Origin of the sequence: Actinomadura sp. 1N219, from assembly GCF_044326405.1 — a bacterium.
Classification (GTDB): domain Bacteria; phylum Actinomycetota; class Actinomycetes; order Streptosporangiales; family Streptosporangiaceae; genus Spirillospora.
On the sequence record NZ_JBIRAY010000001.1, the window covers coordinates 241,505 to 258,562 of the forward strand.

Below are 17,058 nucleotides of genomic sequence, written 5' to 3' on the forward strand. Positions count from 1 at the left end.
AATGGGCGCCCGGGTAAATGGATATCGGCCGCTCGCAAGCGTATCGTTCCATTTTGACGACGAAGAGAATCGGCACGGCAAGGAGGGTCGCGGTGCCCCGCCATTCGCTGGAACGGGTCCGCTGAACGGATGTTCTTCGACACGCACGTCCCGTCCGGGACGCGACTCGACACCGGCCTGCCCGCCCTGCTGCTGCGCACCGACCGCAACCATTTCCACCACGGGACGCTCGGGGCGATCCGCAGCCTCGGCCGCGCCGGGGTGCCGGTGCACGCGATCCTGGAGGGGCGCGGCAACCCGTCGTCCCGCTCCCGCTACCTGCACCGCGGGCATCCGTGGGCGCCGCCGGCCGCGCGCCCGGCCGCGCTGCTGAGCCACCTGCGCGCGATCGGCGAGCGCGTCGGCGGCCGGGCCCTGCTCGTCCCGCTGGACGACGCCGGAGCGATCTTCGTCGCCGAGCACGCGGACGCGCTGGCCCCCCGCTTCGCCTTCCCCCACCAGGACCCGGACGTCCCCCGCGGCGTCGCCGACAAGGGGCTGCTGCTGGAGGCGTGCGCCCGCTACGGCATCCAATGCCCGCCCAGCCGGACGCCCGCGTCCGTCCAGGACGTGGACGACGCGGCCCGCGACTGGGGCCTGCCGCTGATCGCCAAGTGGGCGCGGCCGTGGCGGTGCGGACCCGGGCTGCGCAGCACCACGCTCGTCCGGACCCTCGGCGAGCTGCACCGGCTGTTCGCCGCGAGCCGCGTCCGCGACCCGGACGGCGAGGCGGGCCCGCTCATCCTGCAGCGGCGCATCACGCCGGGCGGCGGCGACTGGTTCTTCCAGGGCTACTTCGACGAGTCGCTCGACTGCCTGTTCGGCGGGGTCGGCCGCAAGCACCTCGCGCATCCGCCGCAGGCCGGGCACACGGTCTCCGGCGAATGGGTCGACAACCCCGAGCTCGGACGGCTCGCGGTACGGATCGTCCGGCTGCTCGGCTGCCGCGGGCTCGTCGACCTCGACTTCCGGCTCGACCCGGACGGCGGCGGCTACCACCTGCTCGACTTCAACCCGCGGCTCGGGGCGCAGTTCCGGCTCTTCACCGACCGGAACGGGCTCGATCTCGTCCGCGTCCTGCATCTCGCGCAGTCCGGACGGCGCGTCCCGGCGGTCCGCCCGGCGTTCGGCCGCAACCTGCTGGTCGAGAACCACTACCTCCAGCAGTCGGTCACCCGCCCGCCGCGCGCCCTCCCCGAAACCCTCCGTCCGTTGCGCGAGGCCGACGAGTTCGCCTGGTACGCCGGCGACGACCTGCCGCCGTTCCTCGCGATGGGACGGCAGAGCGTGCTCCGCGCCGTCGGACGGCTCCGCACCAGGTAATCCACATTCAGACGGGGGAACGATCATGAACGACTCGGCCTGCGACGTCGTCATCGCCGGCGCCGGACCCTACGGCCTGTCCACGGCCGCCTACCTGCAGAACCTCGGCCTCGACGTGCGGATCATCGGGAAGCCGATGCGGTTCTGGGCGGAGAACATGCCGCTCGGCATGTTCCTGAAATCCGAGCCGTTCGCGTCCAACCTGGGGGCGCCGCACCGGGGGATGGGCTTCACCGACCGGCACCCGGACTGGCGGGTCGGCGAGCCGATCCCGCTCGACACGTTCGTCGAGTACGGCCGCTGGTTCGCGTCCGTGGTGATCCCCGGCACCGAGGACGCGCAGGTCCTGAACGTCGAGCGAGGCGGCGCGAGCGGCTACACCGTCACGCTGTCCACGGGCGAGACGATCGCGGCGCGCGCGGTCGTGGTCGCCGTCGGCGTCGGGCCGTTCGCCCACATCCCGGACGAGCTCGCCGGGCTGCCGTCCTGGCTCGTCTCGCACAGCACCGCCCACCGGGACTTCGGCATGTTCGCGGGCCAGGAGGTCGCCGTGGTCGGCGCCGGGCAGTCCGCGCTGGAGACGGCGGTGCTGCTGGCCGACGCGGGCGCGTACCCGCACGTTCTCGCCCGCAGGCGCGAGATCGACTGGAACGCGGTGCCCGAGCAGACGCGCTCCCTGCGGACCAAGCTGATCGGCGGGCCCCGGTCCGGGCTCGGCGCCGGATACCGGACGTGGGTGTGGGCGGAACGTCCCGGTCTCGTCCGGTACCTGCCGGAGGGGACGCGGCAGCGGATCGTCAGGGAGACGCTCCCGCCGGCGGGCGCGTGGTGGCTGCGCGACCGGCTGGACCGGCGCGTCCGCGTCTCGACCGGCCGGTTCCTGGGGAAGGCCGCCGAGCAGGACGGCGGCGTCGCCGTCACCACCACCGACCGCGCCGGCCGCCGCCTCGTGACGGAGGTGGACCACGTCATCGCCGCCACCGGGTTCGTCCCGGACGTCGACCGGCTCACGCTGCTCTCGTCCGACCTGCGCCGCCGCGTCACGACCCGGTTCGGGGCTCCCGTCCTCAGCCGCGACTTCGAGGCGTCCGCGCCCGGGCTCTACTTCGCGGGCCTCGCGGCGGCGGCCACGTTCGGGCCGGTGATGCGGTTCGTCCACGGCGCCGACTTCGCCGCCCGCCGGATCGCGCACCACATCATCCGCAGCACGCCCGCCATGCGCCCGCTCACCCGCCGCCCCAACCCCCGAAGCGGAGCCCTGGCGGAGTAGAGAAGGGGCGGGGTGAAGGATTTTCCTCCGGCCGGGGCGGCGGGCCGGGGCGGTGGGGCGCGGTGGACGGGTCCGGGGTTCCGCTAGCTCCAGGGCGGACGGGCGCGGCGGCGGGCGCGCTCGGCGCGGGCGGTGGCCATGGACCACTCCCAGCGCGCGTACAGCGTCCAGACGGAGGACCGCGCGCCCCGCGAGCGTGCGCCCTGACCTGCGAGATCGCCGGGCAGCACGATGAGGTGGACGTCCCTGCGGGTGACGAACCGGCGCGGCGCGGAACGGCGGCGCGCGGGCCGCAGGCGCATGATCGCGGACGAGGGGTGGGGCATCGCAATCTCCTCCGTCGGGCGGCCGTCGCGATTAACCGGTTCACCGAATGTAGCGCACCCGATACCGCCCGCCATCCGTCTCGCGAACCTCGGATGAACGACCGGTGCCGCGCCGCCCGAACGACCGGTGCCGCGCCGCGATCCGCCAGCAATTCCCAAAAGCCCGGCAATACGGGCATCGTCGCGCGCGATAAAAGCGAAATTAATGGCGCGGTAAATGATCCGGAGACACGCCGGGAGAAAAACATCGGCTCCTTGATCGCGTGTTCCGCGGTGCTACGTTCGTGCCGACCGAACCACGACAAGGAAGGGACCGGCAATGGAGTCCGCACCGATCCGAAGCGGGGCGGTTCGCCCCCTGGGTCGGCCGCGCCGTGCCTTGGTTCCCGTCCTTGTCCGCCTTATCGCCGTCGCCGGTTTCGCGTTCGCCGGCTGGATGGCGCTCTCCGCCCTCGGCGGGCCCGCCTCCGCGGCGCAGCCGAGCGCCGCGAGCGCTTCGACCGCTTCGGGCGAGGGCGCCGCCACCGCCGACCACCGGGATTCGTGGGACGGGCTGTCCAGCCGCGTGCAGGAGATCGGCGACCGTCCGCTGAAAGGGCTCGGGTCGCGGCCGGGCGAGGTGCCGGACGGCGCCTGGGAGTCCGGTGACCGTCCGGACCGCATCCTGCGGACCTGGCGGGACGACGACTTCGCCGACCTCCGCGGCCCCGTCCAGGAGATCGAGGACGACCCCGTCCGGTACCTGCAGAAGCGGCGGCACGAGGTGTTCGACCGCAAGGACCGGGCCGTCCGCAAGGTGCGGGACCTGACCGACGCGGCCGGGGTGCCGCGGGTGCGGATACCGGACGTCCGGCGCGCGCCCATCGTGCGCGACCTCGCCGGCGGCGTCGCGAAGTCGACCCCCGTCCTGGACGGAGCCCTGAAGCCGCAGGACGCCGAGCGGCCGGAGCACGGCCGCGCGAAGGCGGCGTCCGGCGAGGCCGCGAGCGCGCGTCCCGGCGGCCACGGCGCGGCGGGCGTGCCCGACACGTCCGCCGATGAAACCGGCGACCGGGACGCGGGCCACTGCGCCGGATGCCAGGGCGAGCGGCACGCACCGCTGCCGCCCGTGGAGCAGGACGAGCCGTGGAGCGGCTCCTCCAGCGGACACCAGCTCGCGCCCGTCGCCGAGCTGCGGAACGGCCGCTCCCCGGCGGTCCCGCCCGGCGTCGAGCCGAGCACCTTCCACCGCACGGCGCTGACGGACGTGTCCGCGCCCGGCGGCCCCTCCGTCGTCCCTGACTAGGACCCTCCGTCCCTGACCGGGACGTTCCCGGACGGCCCCGCGCGCACGCCCGCGCGCCGCCCGTCCCGGCCGGTTCCCATGATCCCGGCCACTTCCAACGATCTTTCCTCGATCAGCAACGGCCTTGCCCGGCCGGTTGCGGGCTGCGCTCACCCGGACGGTGCCGCGCAGCGATCACCACCGATTCACCGAATCGCGAAACACGACAGGAGAAGCACATGCGCATGTGGGCAAGGAACACCGGCCGCGCCGCCCTGGTGGCCGCGGGCGCCGTCGCCGTCGGCGCGGCCTTCGGATCCGGGGCCGTGGCCGATACGACGTCCGGCAACTTCAGCGTGCTGGGCGGAAACCAGGTGAAGGCCCCGATCTCCGTCCCGATCGACGCGAGCGGCAACGCCGCCGGCGTGATCGGGGCGGCGCAGGCCCAGTCGAAGGGCGGCGCCGAGGTCGACGGCGCCCGCCGCGGCGGCGGGGACGGCATGGAGACGTCCGGGAACTTCTCGATCGGCGGCGGCAACCAGGTGAAGGCGCCGGTCAGCCTCCCCGTGGACGTCTGCGGCAACGCCATCGCGATCATCGGGCTGGCCAAGGCGCAGTGCAAGGGCGGCGCCAGCGTCAAGTCCGGCGGGTCGCACCACCGGGAGGGCTCCGGCTACCGGGCCGCGGCCGGCCAGGAGAACCGCGGCAGCGGCTGGGACCGTCACCGCGGCGGGGGCGGAGGGATGGAGACCTCCGGCAACTTCAGCGTCCTGGGCGGCAACCAGGTGTACGCGCCGATCAGCATCCCGGTGAACGTGTGCGGCAACTCCGTCTCGGTCCTCGGGCTGTCGCGGGCGCAGTGCAAGGGCGGCGCGTCCGTCGAGCGCAAGGCCACCGGCGACCCGAAGATGAAGACCTCGGGCAACTTCAGCATCCTGGGCGGCAACCAGGTGTACGCGCCGATCAGCATCCCGGTGAACGTGTGCGGCAACGCGATCGCGGTGCTCGGGCTGGCGCAGGCGCAGTGCAAGGGCGGGGCGACGGTCGGGGGCGGCGACAAGCCGAAGCCGCTGCCGCCCACGCTCCGGACCCCGAAGAAGCCGTACAAGCCGTCCAAGCACCGGCCCGCCGCCGGGCACAAGAAGCTGCCGTCGACCCTGCGGTCGCAGGGCCAGCAGGCGGAGTCCGCTGCCGCGTACAAGGCCAGGCAGGCGCAGTCGGCCGCCGCGTACAAGGCCAAGCAGGCGCAGACGGCCAACTCCAGGTACCGGATGGCGCGGCCCGCCGCCGCCCCGGCGAACGACTACCGGAAGGCGGACAAGCTGCCCGCCGTCCAGCAGTTCCTCGGCTCGCTCAAGAAGACCGTCGACGTTCCCGGGGTGGACGTGAAGCCGGGCCAGATCGGACCGAAGCTGCCGACGAAGGACGGGGTGCCGGTCAAGGTCGGCTCCCCAGTCCTGAACTGAACCGGCGGCGCTGAGCCGAATCGGCAGCGCTGAGCCGTATCGGCGGCGCCGAACCGAACCGGCGGCGCTGAGCGGAATCGGCGCACTGAACTGAATCGGCGTCGGCGCGGGTGACGATCCGCGGCCGGCGCCCAGCGGGAGGGGGCGGCAGACGTGCCGCCCCCTTCCCTTTGCCACCAGAAACCCGGAATCGATGGAAGTGAACCCATGCTCGATCGGAAGTCGGTCTCGGCGGCGGCCATCGCCGTCTGCTGCGGCCTGCCCGTTGCGGGCGTCCCGCAGGCGCAGGCACTGGAACGCGGGCGAACGCAGGCGCGCGCGCAAGCGCATGCAGGCGCGGCGGCCGTGTCCGCTGTGGCGCGTCCGCGGAAAGGCGCGGTGATCGCGCACCTCAGGATCAAACGGATGGGCCTGAAGGCCGAGGTCAGGGAGGGCGTCGGCGAGCCGGTGCTGCGGCGCGGCGTCGGGCACTACCCGGGGACGGGCCTGCCCGGACGGGACGGCAACACGGTCCTGCTCGGCCACCGCACCACCTGGCTCCGCCCGTTCAACCAGCTCGACCTGATGCGGCGCGGCGACCGGATCGTCCTGCGCGTCGGCCGCACGTCCTACACCTACCGGATGCGGAGCATGCACGTGATCAAGCCGAGGGACCGGCGGGTGCTGGAGCCGGTGCCGTTCAAGCCGTTCAGCGCGCCGGACGGCGAGTACCTCACGCTCATCACCTGCACCCCGAAGGGCTCGGACCGGCGGCGCCTCGTCGTCGTCGGCAAGCTCGTCCGCACGTCGAAGCGCGGCGGCTGACCACCGCGCGGCAGGCGGGACGCTGAGCCGAGTGCTCGAAGCTCAGCGTCCACCGCCTTTCAGCGTTCGCGGCCCGCTTCGTGTCAGCCGGTTCCGTAGAGGGCGATGAGGCCGTCGTAGTCGCCCTTGCCGAGGGTGGCGGGGCCGTTGTCGCAGGCCGCGACGACGGGCGCCATCGTGAGTTTGGCGTGGTCCGCCCCCTCGACGTGCGCCAGCCCGAAGACGTGGCCCGCCTCGTGCGTCACGACCGCCTCGACCGAATAGCTTCCGGGCGTGCACGTACCGTCCGACCACCAGCGCTTCCCGTGCTCCTGCAGCGCCATGTCCGTCTCGACGGTTCTCGTCCCGATGAACCAGATGCAGGTGGCCGCGAGGACGTCGCCCTCCGCGCCCGTCATCGCCTTCCCGCCGAACGTGTTGACGCTGTCCCGTTCACCGCAGGTCGCGTCCGTCGTGATGTTGGGGCCGTTGTCCGACTCCCCGGAATAGCGCTCGCCGATGTCCGGCGCGGGCGTGTAACGGCGTCCGCCGGTGCAGTCGGTATTGGCGTGGGCCATATTGGCGACGCCCTTGGCCACGCTGGACCTCGGCAGCCCGGTCGTCCCCGCGTGGTATCGCCATTGGACGGCGCCGCCCTTCGGCCATTTGCTCGGTTCGGGACGGTGCGTGCCGTCCGTGCACGGGTCCTGCGGGGCCGCGGACGTGCGGGGCCTGCCCTCCGGCACCCGTCCGCCGCGCGTGGTGATGGTGATCTCGCCGGCGCGGTCGTCGACCAGGATGCGCAGCCCGGACCCGCCGCCGGTGCGCAGCGAGTGCGCGACCAGCGAGGTGCCGTCGGCGGGGACGACCGCGGTGAGCCCGTTCGGGCCGCGGACGGCCCGTCCGCGCAGGTCGCAGTCGGCGATCCTGATCCGCTGCGGCATCGCGCGGGCGGACAGCGTCCCGCCGGCCTTGCACCAGGCGGGCGGCCGCGCCGCCCGGACGGCCGCCGCGGCGGTGCCCGGCGCTGCGGCTGCCGGCCCGGCGGTCATCGCTCCGGCGGCCACCGCTCCGGCCGTCACCGCGCAGGTGAGGGCGGCGGACAGCGCGGCCGGCGCCGCCCCCGCCTTGGCGGCGCGTGAGAATCCGTGCATGTCAGTTCTCCGATGTGTGGGAGCGTCCCTCCGGAGTCTTGCGCGAGCCGGGAAAAGGGAAACCGCGGCGCACTAAAATGATCACCATAAGGCGAAAGGCTTCATTCCATATCGGGCGGTACGGCGAATTTGTCGCCGGAAACGCCGGAGGCGGTGCGCGACGCGGCGCCGTAAGGCTTTAGTAAATCGCCGCCTATTATCTGGTAAATGGGTTTATCGGTGGTCTGCATGGAAAAGCAGGGAGTAATCCGGCAACTCGGGATGAACAGAACAAGACGCCGGGTCGCCGGCGTCCGGCCGAGATTCACCGCTACCGCGTGGCGGGCACGCCTCCCCTCACCCCCCGCCGTCCGGCAGCGTTCACGGAAGCAGAGGTGTTCAACGTGCAGACGCAGACACAGGTGCGGGAACTGATGGGCATGAGCGTGACCGACACCCACGGGACGAAGGTCGGCACGATCAAGCAGGTCTACCTCAACGACGACTCAGGCGCCCCCGAATGGGTGACCGTGCACACCGGCTGGTTCGGGAAGCGGGAGAGCTTCCTCCCTTTGTCCGGGGCGCGGAAGGCCGAGGGCATGCTGCAGGTCCCGTACGACAAGGAGACCATCAAGGGCGCACCGAACGTGGACGCTGACGAGCATCTGTCGCACGGCCAGATCGTGGACCTCTACCGCCACTACGGCGTGCGTCCCCCGGCCGGACGCCGCACCGGCGGCGACGCGGACACCTCGCAGGGCACGTCCGAAGACCGCCGCATGGCCGGCGCCGAGGGCGAGACCGAGGGGAAGGCCGGTTCGGAGGGCAAGGCCGGTGCGGAGGGCGAGGCCGGTGCGAAGGGCGAGGCCGGTGCGCAGGGCCCGTCCGGCACCGAGCGCGGCGCGGGTTCCGAGGGCATGGCGGGTGCCGCCGGAACCGCCGGAATGGCCGGCGCGGCCGGGATGGCCGTCCGTCCCGACAAGAGCAAGCGCGACCGCGGCCGGGAGGACGAGCGCGGCCGCGAGCAGGCCATGCCGCCGCAGGCGGCGCGTGAGGGCGCGGAGACCCCGATGACCGAGATCACCCGGTCGGAGGAGCGGATGCGCATCGACACCGAGCGGCACGAGGCGGGCCGCGTCCACGTCCACAAGTGGATTGAGACCGAGATGGTCGAGCGCACCGTCCCCGTCGCGCACGACGAGTTCAAGGTCGACCGCGAGCCGATCGCGGACGGCCGGCCGAGCCCCGAGGTGACCATCACCGAGGACGACCTCGACCTGATCCTCTACGAGGAGCGCCCGGTCATCGCGAAGGAGATCGTCCCGGTCGAGCACGTCCGGGTCCGGACCGAGCGGGTGCAGGACGAGCAGACCGTCCGCGGCGAGCTCCGCAAGGAGCGCGTCGAGGTCACTCGCGACGAGGGTCGCGGCGGCGAGCAGCCGTCCGCGGAGCGGGGCCCCGGACGCGGCGAGCGCGGCCGCTCCAGGTGACCCGTCCCGCGTGGACGCGGTGGCGGGAGACCTCTCGATCCCGAGTTGGCGCCATCCAGGATGACGGCGCGCCTGGCCGGTCGTTTCACCCGCCGGCGCGGCCAGGCGCCCGTCCTGGCCTCCGGGCGCCTGCGCTGGGCGACTGCCCTGGCCGACGCTGATTCGCCAGCTCTGGTTCAGGGTTTCGCCGGAGTGCGGCAATCGATAGTCAGGTTTCTTGACAGATGGCGGGGTGCGGTAGAGGTTCCAGGTGACGACATCGGGAGCGGGTTCACGGCCGTCCGGGCGTGCCGTGAGCTCGAGCCCCGGCGCGCGGTCCGCCGGGCCGCGCGGCGTCCTCGGAGCGAACCTGGAGGGACGAGTTGCCACACCCCCGCATCGCCACCCGGACCGGGCGATCGCTGGCCGCGCTCGCGACCATCGCCGCACTCCCGTCCGTCATCGCGGCGCAGCCCGTGCCGGCCGATGACAGGCCCACCGCCACCGCCGCCTATCTCGACCCGCGGCTGCCCGTGCCGAAGCGGGTCGACGACCTGCTCCGCCGCATGACCCTTCAAGAGAAGATCGGCCAGATGACCCAGGCCGAGCGCGCCGCCGTCGACGGCGACCGTGACCAGATCACGAGGCTCGGCCTCGGGTCGCTGCTGTCGGGCGGCGGCTCGGTCCCCGCCGACAACACGCCCAAGGGCTGGGCGGACATGGTGGACGCCTACCAGTCGAAGGCCCTCGCCACCCGGCTGAAGATCCCGCTGCTGTACGGGATCGACTCCGTCCACGGCCACAACAACCTCGTCGGCGCCACCGTTTTCCCGCACAACCTCGCGATGGGCGCCACCCGCAACCCGGCGCTGGTACGCGAGGAACAGCAGATCACCGCCGTCGAGACGAAGGCGACCGGCCCGCAGTGGGTGTTCGCGCCGTGCGTCTGCGTCGTCCGTGACCTGCGCTGGGGCCGGACGTACGAGAGCTACGGCGAGGACCCGTCCCTCGTCATCCAGATGGAGACCGGCATCGAGGGATTCCAGGGACGCGACAAGCGCGACCTGGCGAGCCCCCGGCACGTCCTCGCGACCGCCAAGCACTACGCCGGGGACGGCGACACCGTGTTCGGCACGTCCACCACCGGGACGTTCACCATCGACCAGGGCGTCACCATCACCGACCGCCGGACGTTCGCGAAGATCGACCTGGCGCCGTACGTGACGGCGGTGCGGAAGTACGGCGTCGGCAGCATCATGCCGTCGTTCTCCAGCATCGACTGGAAGGAGGACGGCGTCGGCAACCCGGTGAAGATGAGCGCGAGCAAGGAACTGCTGACCGACGTCCTCAAGCGGAAGACCGGGTTCGACGGCTTCCTGATCAGTGACTGGGCGGCCGTCCAGCAGATCCCGGGCGACTACGCCACGCAGGTCCGCACGACCGTCAACGCCGGCATGGACATGTTCATGGAGCCGTACACGGCCCCGCAGTTCGTGCAGACGATGCTCGCGGAAGTCGAGGCCGGGCGGGTGAAGACGTCCCGCATCGACGACGCCGTCCGCCGCATCCTGAAGGCCAAGTTCGAGCTCGGCCTCTTCGAGAACCCGTACACCGACCGCCGGCACGCCGGGACGATCGGCTCGGCGGAGCACCGCGCGGTCGCGCGCCGGGCCGTCGCCGAGTCGCAGGTGCTGCTGAAGAACTCCGGGCGTGCGCTCCCGCTGGAGCGGAACGGGGAGATCTACGTCGCGGGCGCCAGCGCCGACGACATCGGCAACCAGGCCGGCGGCTGGACGGTCACGTGGCAGGGATCGTCCGGCGACATCATCCCCGGCACGACGATCCTGGACGGGATCAGGCAGAACTCGTCCCGCGTCACCTACAGCGCGGACGCGTCGGCGCCGATGGCGGGCCATGACGTCGGCGTCGTCGTGGTCGGCGAGAAGCCGTACGCGGAGGGCCTCGGCGACGTCGGCAACGGGCACACTCTGAACCTGTCGGACGCCGACAAGGCGAACGTCGACAGGGTCTGCGCCGCGATCCGGACATGCGTCGTCCTCGACGTGGCCGGACGCCCGCAGATCGTCACCGACCGGCTTCCCGCGATGGACGCGTTCGTCATGTCCTGGCTGCCCGGCAGCGAGGGCGCGGGCGTCGCCGACGTCCTGTTCGGGAAGCGCCCCTTCACCGGCCGCCTCCCGGTGACCTGGCCGCGCGGCGAGGACCAAGAGCCCATCAACATCGGCGACCGTGACTACAACCCGCTGTTTCCCTACGGCCACGGCCTCCGAACCCGGATCGGAACCCGCACCCGCTGACCGGCGATCATTGACGCGGGCCGTCCGTCCGACTTTTCGCGGGCGGACGGATGGTCAGCGTCCCTTGGAAGGAGGCCGTGGACGGGTGGAACCGGAACCGCGGGTGGCGTTCGTGCTCGGCGGCGGCGGTGTGCTCGGCGCGCACGAGGTCGGGATGCTGCGGGCGCTGGAGGAGACCGGCGTCCGTCCCGACCTGGTCGTCGGGACGTCCATCGGCGCCCTGAACGGCGCGTTCGTCGCGGCCGGGCCGGGGGCGGCGGCAGTGGAGCGGCTCACGAGCCTTTGGTCGGACGACTCCGTCCGCAACGTGTTCGGCGCCCGCATGTGGGGACGGCTCTGGACGCTCGCCCGCTCCGGCACCCACCTGCACTCCAACGAGCCGCTGCGCCGGATGCTGGACGAACTGCTGCCCGTCCGGACGTTCGAGGAGCTGACCGTCCCGTTCCAGTGCGTCGCCGCCGGAATCGAGACCGCGATGGCGCACTGGTTCACCGAAGGGCCCCTCATCCCGGCGATGCTGGCCTCGTCCGCCGCGCCGGGGCTGCTGCCGCCCGTCCGCGTCGGCGACCGGCACTACTTCGACGGCGGGCTCGTGCACAGCATCCCGGTCGGACGTGCCGTGATGCTCGGCGCCACCACCATCTACGTCCTGCACGTCGGCCGCATCGAACGGGACCTGCGGCCGCCGCGCCGCCCCTGGGAGGTCGGCATGGTCGCGTTCGAGATCGCGCGGCGGCACCGCTTCTTCGAGGAGATGGCCGCCCTCCCGGACGGCCTGACCGTGCACGTCCTCCCGGCGGGCGCCGGGGCACAGCGCGCAGGCGTCGACCTCGCGCAGATGCGGTACCGGAACATGTCGGGAATCGCCGCGCACATCGAGCGCGCCTACCAGGCATCATTGACGTACCTCAAAGAACGAGCGTGAGATGCTGCCACCCCTCCTCGTCCGCCGCCTGGTGTTCACGCCGCTCCTGTTCGTCCTCACCCTGCTGATCGTCGTCGTGTTCCCGGTCGCCTACGGGGTTTCGTGGGTGCTGGGACGCGAGCGCAGGCGGGCCGCCCGGCTGGTGCGGTTCGCGCTGGCGTGGGGGACGCGGGAGTCGGCCGCCGTCCTGGAATGCGGGTGGCTGTGGTGCCGGGGACGCGCCCACGACGACCGGCACTACGACATCATCCGCCGCTACGTCGCCGCCCTGTACTCGGTCGCCGAGCGGCATCTGGGCCTCCGCACCGAAATCGAAGGCCCCCGCGACAGAGGGGATGGGGGCGACCGTCCGCTGATCGTCCTCAGCCGCCATGCCGGCCCGGGTGACGCGCTGCTCCTCGTCCACCACCTGCTGACCGACTACCAACGGCGCCCGCGCGTCGTCATGAAGGCGCAGCTCCAGCTCGACCCGTGCATCGACATCGCCGCGAACCGCCTGCCGAACGTGTTCGTCACGCCGGGCGGCGGCGCCGTCGAGGACATCGGCCGGCTCGCCCAGGACCTCGGCCCCCGGGACGCGCTCCTGATCTTCCCCGAGGGCGGAAACTTCACCCCGGAGCGCCGCCACCGCGCGATCCGCCGCCTGACCCAGCTGCACCGGAAGGACGAGGCGGAACGCGCCGCCGCGATGCGGAACCTGATGCCGCCGCGCCCCGGCGGCGTGCTGGCGGCGCTGGAGTCCGCCCCGTCCGCCGACGTCGTGTTCGTCGCGCACATCGGGCTCGACCACATGGCCACGGCCGGCGACATCTGGCGGCGCGTCCCGCTGACAGAGCCCGTCCGCGCCCGCTGGTGGCGGATCCCCGCCGAGGACGTCCCGTCCGACCGCGACGCCCGCACCGACTGGCTCTACACCCAGTGGGAGCGCGCCGACGCGTGGATCACCGCCAACCGCGCACCCGCGCCGCAGTGACATCATGGACGCATGGGCGACGAGGGGACGGTGCGGGTCGATCTGTGGCTCTGGTCCGTGCGCCTGCTGAAGACCCGCTCGATGGCGACGACCGCCTGCCGCGCGGGCCATGTCCGCGTGAACGACGAGCGCGCGAAACCGTCCACGGCCGTGAAGCCCGGCGACGAGATCCGGCTCCGCCATGACGGACGGGAACGCATCGTCATCGTGCAGCGGATCATCCGCAAGCGCGTCGGGGCGCCCGCCGCGCAGGAATGCCTGATCGACAAGAGCCCGCCCCCGCCGCCGCGCGAGGCGCTCATCCCGGTGGGCCGCCGCGACCGCGGCGCGGGCCGCCCCACCAAACGGGAACGGCGCGAGCTGGAACGCATCCTCGACCGCTACCGCACCCTCAAAGAACCGTCCGAGGACATCGAGCGGCCTTCAGACGACCGGCCGGACTGACGGCCGCCCCGCCCCGCCCTGATCTGCTCAGCCCCGGTCAGCGCAGAATGCCGGCCGTCCGGACGGCGTTGAGCCAGCCCGGAAACTCGTCCATCAGGGAGCGATAAAGGTCGTCATCGGCGATGCCGCGCGGATCCGACCCGGCCGGGAAGAAGGCCGCATTGTCGACCGCCCGCTTGCGCGGAACGGGAAGGTCGTCGAGCTTCCGCAGGAACTTGAACTCGTCGTCCCCGAACCCGATGAACTGCCAGAAGATGGGAAGCGTCGAGGCGTCACACAGCACCCTCTCCGCCGCGGTCCGCGAGTCGGGCGACCCGTCCGTCTGGAAGACGACGAACGCAGGCGCCGCCGACGCCGCCTCCCGGTAATGGTCGATGACCGCCTGCATCGCCGCGGCGTAATTCGTCGTCCCCATATGCCCGAGGCGCTCGTGCTCCTCGTTGATCCGCCCCTGGTAATGCGTAAGCCCGACCTCCACCGCCGGATGCGCGACCTTGTCGAAGAACACCACCGGCACCACCCCGTCATCGTCCAGGTGCGCCGACAATGCGAGGGCCTGCTCCGCCAGATGCTGGACGGTCCCGTCCTTGTAGTAGCGGCGCATCGAACCAGACCGGTCAAGCACCAGATAAACGGCCGCCCGCTCACCCCCGAGCCCCCGCTTATCAAGGTTGACCTTCGCCGCCTTGTAGAGATCGACCAAGCCGGGCGCGGTCGACTGCACCTTCTCGAAACTGATGGCCACCGGACATCTCCCCCCGAACGTTGTCACGCAGACGCCCCAGCATGCACCGCCCCCAGCACCCCCAACCCCCCCATGGCCAGCCACGGCCACCCCCAGTTCTGGGGTGGCCGGGGCGTGGCTGGGTTCACGGCGAGCTTGGCGCTCGCATCAGGACCGCACCTCGTAGGCGCGAATGAACGTCTGGGTCACGGTGTTGCCGTCGGCATCGGTCGCCTTGATCCGCAGGGAGACGAACCCGGGGGCGTCCGGGTTGCTCACGGTCGCGATCCAGGTGCCGTCTTCCTCGCCGGACGAGGCGGCCTGCCAAGTCTGCCCGTCGTCACCGGACGTCTCGACCGACATCGAGGTGATCTCGGGCGCCGGCAGATCCTGGACCGGCTGCACCTTCACCGGGATTCGCAGCTGGGTGCCGGGCGCCGCGGCGTTGGCGTCGTCCAGGCCGGGAACCGCGAGCCGCAGCAGGTGCAGCGGCAGGGTCTGATCCTCCCAATCGATGTGGTGCGACTCGAACGTCCACTCGGTCTTGGTCGCGGTGGAGAACCTGGCGATCTCGGGGTTGGCGGTGCGGTTCCAGGTGAGGGTGTAACGCTTGGACTCGGGCGGAACGGAGGCGTACAACTGCCCGCTACCGGTGGCGATCACCTGGCCGTCGGCGGCGAGGGCGAGCTCATTGGTCGTACGGTCCACCGAACCCGTCCGGCCGGACGAGTCGACGTAACCGACGGGGACGACTATCGAGAGCTGGCCGCCCGAGCTGCGCCGCGGTGTCGCTCCCACGCCGAAGGCACCCGTGGTGAGGACGGCGCCGTTCCAGACGTCGTCACGTTCCCCCTGTTCCGCTTCGGTCCGGTAGTCGGCGATCTCCGCCGAGTTCTCGTAGGCGATTCCGTAGCCCAGCTCTCGGCTGTAGGTCAGTCCGGGCTCGATGTAGGTGGTGACGGTCTGCGGGAAGGCCACGTCCATCCGCATCTCGTCGACGTAACCGCCCGTCACGTTGAGGCCGCCGGTCCCGGAGAGATTCACCGAACGGAGGTGATTGCGGGTGACGCTGAGCTCGCTCGGGCTCGGATGCCACACCGTCGCGGACGGGATCCGGCCCGCGAAGTACCGGCTCAGTATGTAGGCCGCGCCCGGCCCGCCGGTCGCGTCACGCTTGCCCCATCCCGTGACCTGGAAGCCGACGTTCTCCTCGACCTGGTCGGGACCGCGCCAGACGGCGAAGACCGAGCCTTCGGGGCCGTCGGCGATGAACCGGTACCACGGCGTGTCATACCAGGCCTCGACCGTGCCGGGAACACCGATGCCCTGCGGACTGAGCTCGACCGGCTTGCCCTCCCGGGCGTCCATCCCGAGGTCGAGGTCCCAGTCATCGACGGTGACCCGATGGTTGATCAGGGTTTCGCCCGCGCCGGTGCGGATGGCGGTGGTGACGTCGTAGGTGCCGGGCGGCAGTTCGAAGACGCCGCTGCCGTTCTCGATCCTGCGCTCCCAGCGGCCGCCGTCCGAGACGCTCCAGGCGTAGACCCAGGTCGGCTGCGCCGGGACGGTGCCGTTGCGGTCGATCAGATTGACCGCGACATTGTATTTCTCCCGGCCGACATCGGCCACGAGCGTGGTGGTCACCTTTGTCGCACCGTCGGTTCCCGTGGCGACCAAAGCCCCGAGATAGCGGCCGTGGGGAATTCCGGCCCCCCGAAAGGTCAATGTCACCCGCGCGTTTCCCCGGGCGGGAACGGTCACGTGGTCGGGCAACTCGAAGAGCGCGGGGGGAGCCTTGGTCGGCTCGCCGTTGGGACCGTTCATTTCGGCGGACAACCGCAGCCTGACGGCCTTGCGCCCGGTATTGCGGTAGATGAGGGTATGCCGCCGTGTCAGATCCGGAATGCCGGGCGAGGCCAGGTCGACGATGACGGAGTCGGCGGAGGCCGTGACGGACCCGACCGCGGGAGCCGGGGCGGGGGCCGGTGCACGCAGGTCGACCGAGACCGCCGTGGAGCCCAGCGGCGCACCGGTGGCGGACGTGACCTGGACGGATCCGCGGTATGCGCCGGCCTTGACCCCGTGGCGCCGCAGTTCCAGGTTCGCCGTGGCCTCTTTCCCGGCCGGGACGGTCAGGGAGCTCGCCGACAACTTCGCCAGCGCGGCGGGAGCCGCCCGTCCGGAACGGTCTCGCAGCTCTACCTTCAATCGGATTTCGACGGCCTTGCGCGTGTTGTTGCGGTAGGTGATGGCGCGGCTGCCCGGCTCGACCGTGGTTTTGGACCAGGTCAATGGGACGTCCAGGCGACGCGGCGCGACCGCGAACGGTGCCTTTGAACGGTTGGAGGTAACTTCGTACGGTCGCGGTGCGTGGTTCGTGAAGGTCGTTCCAGCGACGGCCGTGCTCGCCCCGGGAAGGACCGCGAACATGTTTACCGTCAGGGTCAATGCGACCGAGGCGGTGATACGGACATGACTTTTCACGCCATCACCTCTGCAGGAGGAGAAACCCAAGATCAACATCCGAAAACAAGACGTACGGATGCGCACTCCGGTTTACAGCGGGGCCTGTACGGGCCGCCGGCAGGCCGGCTGGTGATC

15 protein-coding genes are annotated in these 17,058 nt (G+C 71.7%); 10 read left to right on the plus strand and 5 right to left on the minus strand.

Annotation, left to right across the window (positions count from 1 at the left end; translation table 11 throughout):
• Positions 1 to 129: 129 nt before the first annotated feature.
• Positions 130 to 1,362, plus strand: coding sequence for an ATP-grasp domain-containing protein (locus ACH35V_RS01215; RefSeq protein ID WP_395969606.1), 1,233 nt, complete (start codon positions 130 to 132; stop codon positions 1,360 to 1,362).
• A 25-nt stretch (positions 1,363 to 1,387) separates the two neighbouring features.
• A complete protein-coding gene (locus ACH35V_RS01220; protein WP_395969607.1) occupies positions 1,388 to 2,632 on the plus strand; it encodes an NAD(P)-binding domain-containing protein in 1,245 nt (414 codons plus the stop codon).
• Between the two features lie 83 nt (positions 2,633 to 2,715).
• Here ACH35V_RS01220 and ACH35V_RS01225 read toward each other — a convergent pair whose 3' ends face one another.
• Positions 2,716 to 2,958 carry a hypothetical protein gene (locus tag ACH35V_RS01225; RefSeq protein ID WP_395969608.1) on the minus strand — a complete coding sequence of 81 codons (243 nt, stop codon included), beginning with the start codon at positions 2,956 to 2,958 and terminating at the stop codon, positions 2,716 to 2,718.
• Positions 2,959 to 3,394: 436 nt separating this feature from the next.
• Here ACH35V_RS01225 and ACH35V_RS01230 point away from each other — a divergent pair, with 436 nt between their 5' ends.
• From ACH35V_RS01230 to ACH35V_RS01240, 3 genes are all read left to right on the plus strand, one after another.
• Positions 3,395 to 4,243, plus strand: a complete 849-nt coding sequence (locus tag ACH35V_RS01230) for a hypothetical protein (protein WP_395969609.1) — start codon at positions 3,395 to 3,397, stop codon at positions 4,241 to 4,243.
• Between the two features lie 218 nt (positions 4,244 to 4,461).
• Positions 4,462 to 5,688, plus strand: coding sequence for a chaplin family protein (locus ACH35V_RS01235; RefSeq protein WP_395969610.1), 1,227 nt, complete (start codon positions 4,462 to 4,464; stop codon positions 5,686 to 5,688).
• Positions 5,689 to 5,895: 207 nt separating this feature from the next.
• Entirely contained in the window at positions 5,896 to 6,492 is a 597-nt protein-coding gene (locus ACH35V_RS01240; RefSeq protein ID WP_395969611.1) for a class E sortase, read from the plus strand.
• 83 nt (positions 6,493 to 6,575) lie between these two features.
• On the opposite strand, the gene ACH35V_RS01245 is transcribed toward ACH35V_RS01240, so the two are convergent.
• Both ACH35V_RS01245 and ACH35V_RS01250 read right to left on the minus strand, forming a co-directional pair.
• Positions 6,576 to 7,625 (minus strand): matrixin family metalloprotease, encoded by a 1,050-nt coding sequence (locus ACH35V_RS01245; protein ID WP_395969612.1) that lies wholly within the window; start codon positions 7,623 to 7,625, stop codon positions 6,576 to 6,578.
• 101 nt (positions 7,626 to 7,726) lie between these two features.
• On the minus strand, positions 7,727 to 7,855 hold the full coding sequence (locus ACH35V_RS01250) for a hypothetical protein (protein WP_395969613.1): 129 nt from the start codon (positions 7,853 to 7,855) through the stop codon (positions 7,727 to 7,729).
• 153 nt (positions 7,856 to 8,008) lie between these two features.
• Between ACH35V_RS01250 and ACH35V_RS01255 the strand changes: the two genes are divergently transcribed.
• The 5 genes from ACH35V_RS01255 to ACH35V_RS01275 all read left to right on the plus strand — a co-directional run bounded on the left by ACH35V_RS01255 (position 8,009) and on the right by ACH35V_RS01275 (position 13,733).
• Positions 8,009 to 9,094, plus strand: coding sequence for a PRC and DUF2382 domain-containing protein (locus ACH35V_RS01255; protein ID WP_395969614.1), 1,086 nt, complete (start codon positions 8,009 to 8,011; stop codon positions 9,092 to 9,094).
• Positions 9,095 to 9,456: 362 nt separating this feature from the next.
• Positions 9,457 to 11,391 carry a glycoside hydrolase family 3 protein gene (locus ACH35V_RS01260; RefSeq protein ID WP_395969615.1) on the plus strand — a complete coding sequence of 645 codons (1,935 nt, stop codon included), beginning with the start codon at positions 9,457 to 9,459 and terminating at the stop codon, positions 11,389 to 11,391.
• An 85-nt stretch (positions 11,392 to 11,476) separates the two neighbouring features.
• Positions 11,477 to 12,316 carry a patatin-like phospholipase family protein gene (locus tag ACH35V_RS01265; protein ID WP_395969616.1) on the plus strand — a complete coding sequence of 280 codons (840 nt, stop codon included), beginning with the start codon at positions 11,477 to 11,479 and terminating at the stop codon, positions 12,314 to 12,316.
• 1 nt (position 12,317) lies between these two features.
• Entirely contained in the window at positions 12,318 to 13,289 is a 972-nt protein-coding gene (locus ACH35V_RS01270) for a 1-acyl-sn-glycerol-3-phosphate acyltransferase (RefSeq protein WP_395969617.1), read from the plus strand.
• Positions 13,290 to 13,301: 12 nt separating this feature from the next.
• A complete protein-coding gene (locus ACH35V_RS01275; RefSeq protein WP_395969618.1) occupies positions 13,302 to 13,733 on the plus strand; it encodes an RNA-binding S4 domain-containing protein in 432 nt (143 codons plus the stop codon).
• Positions 13,734 to 13,770: 37 nt separating this feature from the next.
• Here the strand turns inward: ACH35V_RS01275 and ACH35V_RS01280 are convergent, their stop codons facing one another.
• Complete coding sequence (locus tag ACH35V_RS01280; RefSeq protein WP_395969619.1) at positions 13,771 to 14,478, minus strand: VWA domain-containing protein; 708 nt, start codon at positions 14,476 to 14,478, stop codon at positions 13,771 to 13,773.
• A 147-nt stretch (positions 14,479 to 14,625) separates the two neighbouring features.
• Entirely contained in the window at positions 14,626 to 17,007 is a 2,382-nt protein-coding gene (locus tag ACH35V_RS01285) for a hypothetical protein (protein WP_395969620.1), read from the minus strand.
• Positions 17,008 to 17,058: the final 51 nt, after the last annotated feature.